Here is a 3,422-nt window from a genome sequence, read left to right as displayed (position 1 = left end):
GAATCTGTTTATTGCTTCTTTTATTTTGAAGCGAAAAATAAAACAGACCCGATATTACCAAAGGTGGGGCAGGGATCAACAAAAAAGCCCCTAAACGGGGCTTTTTTGGACGAAAAATTGATTTGACCACATATTATTGTTGGTTCTCTTTTTCCGTAAAGATACCTGCAAATAGCGCTGTACTTAGGTAACGCTCACCAGAGCTTGGAAGTACAGTGACAATGGTTTTTCCTGCAAATTCAGGTAGTTCAGCGATTCTGTTCGCGGCTACTACTGCTGCACCTGAAGAGATACCTGCAAGGATACCTTCTTCTTTCATTAGTCGTTGAGCCATTTCAATTGCTTCTTCAGAAGTTACTGACTCTACGCGGTCGATAAGTTCTAAATCTAAGTTTCCAGGGATGAAACCGGCACCGATACCTTGGATTTTGTGCGGAGCTGGTTTGATTTCCTGACCTGCAAGTGCCTGTGCGATTACTGGAGATTCTGCTGGTTCTACCGCGACAGAAGTGATGGCTTTGCCTTTTTCACCTTTAATGTAACGACTTGTACCAGTGATAGTACCGCCTGTGCCTACGCCAGCTACAAACACGTCAATCTCGCCGTCTGTTGCTTCCCAGATTTCAGGACCGGTTGTTTGTTCGTGAATCTGTGGGTTAGCTGGGTTGTTGAACTGTTGTAGTAGTAGGTATTTGTCTGGATCTGAAGCAACAATCTCTTCTGCTTTAGCAATCGCGCCATTCATGCCTTTTGGTGCTTCAGTCAGTACTAGGTTTGCGCCAAGCGCTTTAAGCAGCTTACGACGCTCTAAGCTCATTGACTCAGGCATAGTTAGTGTAAGTTTGTAACCACGCGCTGCTGCTACGAACGCCAGTGCAACACCTGTATTACCACTGGTTGGTTCAACAAGCTCGATACCTGGCTTAAGGGTACCTGCTTTTTCTGCTTCCCAGATCATGTTAGAACCGATACGACACTTAACACTGAAGCTAGGGTTACGAGCTTCGATCTTAGCTAGGACGTTACCTTTGCTTACTTTGTTTAGGCGGACTAGAGGTGTATTACCAATCGTTAGGGTGTTGTCTTCGTAGATCTTGCTCATGCGATATTCCTTCATTTAATGACAGCACTAAACGTATGTATATCAATCACTTTACCGTCTAGTGTCTTTCGATGTTTGTTTAGCTTGAATTTAGATTAAACAAGTTGAAAAAAAGGTAAAAGGATTAAAAAGTTATATCATATAGATATGTAGCAGAATTGACGCCTATCTACAGTGAAATCAGAACTTCAAATAGATAGGCGAATACAGAGGGGAGAATTAGCGAGAGCGTAGAGCTTGGTCTTTAAATTCAGCAACCCACATTGCAGTTGCACCACACACAGCAACCGGCATTACGATAAGGTTAAGAACGGGAATAGTAGTAAACACAGAAACAAGTGCACCAAAGCTGTAGCTCTTACCTTGTTTTTGTTTCAAATTATTTCTCATGTCATCAAATTTGATTTTATGGTTGTCGAATGGGTAGTCGGCGTATTGAATCGCTAGCATCCATGCGGTGAAGATGAACCATAAAAACGGCGCAACGGTTTGACCGAGTGCCGGAATCAATAAAAGTAGGAATAAACCGATCGCTTTTGGCAGAACGTAGACAAGTTTGCGCCACTCTCTTGCTAAAATGCGCGGCGTATCTTTTAAAACATCCAGCAAACCATCGTCATTGACTTTTTTACCGCTAAGCAGCTCTTCGACTTTTTCTGAGAGTAGCCCGTTGAAAGGAGCGGCAATGAAATTGGCAAGGGTGCTAAAGAAATATGAAAAGGTTGCTAAGACAGTTAACACCAATAGTGGCCATAAGATATAGGACAACCATGACAAGAAGCTTGGTAAACCTTCCATCCAGCCCTCAATCCAAGTGTTTAAGTTAGAGAAGATATAAAACAACGCACCACCAACCAGCAGGACGTTAGCGATAAGAGGAAGTAGCACAAATTTACGAATGCTCGGTGACAACGCGATTTTTATTCCGAAAACAAAATAGCCAAAGCCAGAGCGGGGAACAGATTCAATAGTCATATTTAATTAAGGTCACATGTGAATTTGGTTAAATAGCAAACACGTCTAGTGTACTCGACCGAAATTAAGAAAAAAAGCGTGGTGAAAATCACACCATCTAAGGAACTAATTGTATTAAGTTGTTCTAAAACAGTGGCTACTTTTGATAGAGTAGTGAGATTGGTCAAATTAACCCAACTTAGTGACAGCGTTTTGCCGCTAGTTGACTAAGAAAGCTGAGAGCGAAAAATGCAGGAATTGCGATTTGTACTCATTATTGTTGGCGCACTAGCTATCGCCGCATTATTGTTCCACGGTTTGTGGACGAGTAAAAAAGAAGGGAAAGCAAAGTTTGGAGATAAGCCACTTGGCAAGCTAGATAATGATAGCTTAGACGATGCTGAAACCATCCCAAACCGTTCATTCGCCCCAGAAGATGATTTTGAAATAATCCGAAAAGAGCGTAAAGAGCCGGATTTTGCGGTATCGCCATCTGCGGCTGATCCGCTGATCGATTCAGATCCGCTTACAGCACCACAATCAAAAGAAGAGCAACAAGACGATATCGAGTTGAATGATTTGCCTTCTTTCAGTGTTGAAGACCCTATCAAGGTTGATAGCGAACCGGAAGATGCTGAACAAGCGGTAGAACCAGAGGTTCCTAGCTTCGAACTGACCGATGAGCAAAAAGAGAGCCATGCAGGTTTTAAAGAGCAGTACGGCTCTTTTGAAGAAGTTGAAGCAGAACAAGTTGCTGAGCCTGTAGTCGCAAGTGAGCCAATGGCTTCACAACAAACTTTCACTGCAAGCGAACCATTCGCAGCTAAAGAGAGTGTTGCTCCACAAGCAGCAGCTCCTGTTGAAGAAACAAAGCAAGATGAAGAGTTAGGCTTAGAGGTTATTGTCCTCAATGTTCACTGTGCTGGAGAGATCCCATTTGTTGGTACTGAACTTTTCCGCAGCATGGAGAACAATGGCTTAACCTACGGTGAGATGTCTATTTACCACTGCTTTGCACAATCAGCTGATGAGCCTAAGGTTATCTTCAGTGTCGCAAATATGATGCAGCCTGGTACTTTAGAGCATGATGATCCAGCTGACTTTACGACTAAAGGTATTTCGTTCTTCATGACACTGCCATGCTATGGTCAAGCTGATCAAAACTTCAATGTGATGTTGAGTGCAGCACAGAAGATTGCTGATGATATGGGCGGAAACGTTCTGGATGAATCACGCAACCTAATGACACCAAACCGTTTATCAGACTACCGCAAACAGATTAGGGACTTCATGTCGGCAGCGAACGCTTAGCCATATTGTTTAGCCTAGTAAATAATCTATATTTATAGAAAAGGGCTCCTAAGGG

The 3,422-nt window shown here is 42.9% G+C and carries 3 protein-coding genes; 1 reads left to right on the top strand and 2 read right to left on the bottom strand.

All coding sequences use genetic code 11. The features are described from left to right. Positions 1 to 133: 133 nt before the first annotated feature. Both cysK and cysZ read right to left on the bottom strand, forming a co-directional pair. Positions 134 to 1,102, bottom strand: coding sequence for a cysteine synthase A (gene cysK, locus BCT81_RS07040; protein WP_102423664.1), 969 nt, complete (start codon positions 1,100 to 1,102; stop codon positions 134 to 136). A gap of 219 nt (positions 1,103 to 1,321) precedes the next feature. Further along, positions 1,322 to 2,077: a sulfate transporter CysZ gene (cysZ, locus tag BCT81_RS07035; protein ID WP_102423663.1), complete on the bottom strand. Its 756-nt coding sequence runs from the start codon at positions 2,075 to 2,077 to the stop codon at positions 1,322 to 1,324. Positions 2,078 to 2,305: 228 nt separating this feature from the next. On the opposite strand from cysZ, the gene zipA reads away from it, so the two are divergent. Next, positions 2,306 to 3,367 carry a cell division protein ZipA gene (gene zipA, locus BCT81_RS07030; protein ID WP_102423662.1) on the top strand — a complete coding sequence of 354 codons (1,062 nt, stop codon included), beginning with the start codon at positions 2,306 to 2,308 and terminating at the stop codon, positions 3,365 to 3,367. Positions 3,368 to 3,422: the final 55 nt, after the last annotated feature.

This window comes from Vibrio sp. 10N.261.52.A1, from assembly GCF_002876325.1.
GTDB classification, from domain to species: domain Bacteria; phylum Pseudomonadota; class Gammaproteobacteria; order Enterobacterales; family Vibrionaceae; genus Vibrio; species Vibrio chagasii.
The sequence above is the reverse complement of the archived record's forward strand: the minus strand, read 5'-3'. Positions and strand labels throughout refer to the sequence as shown.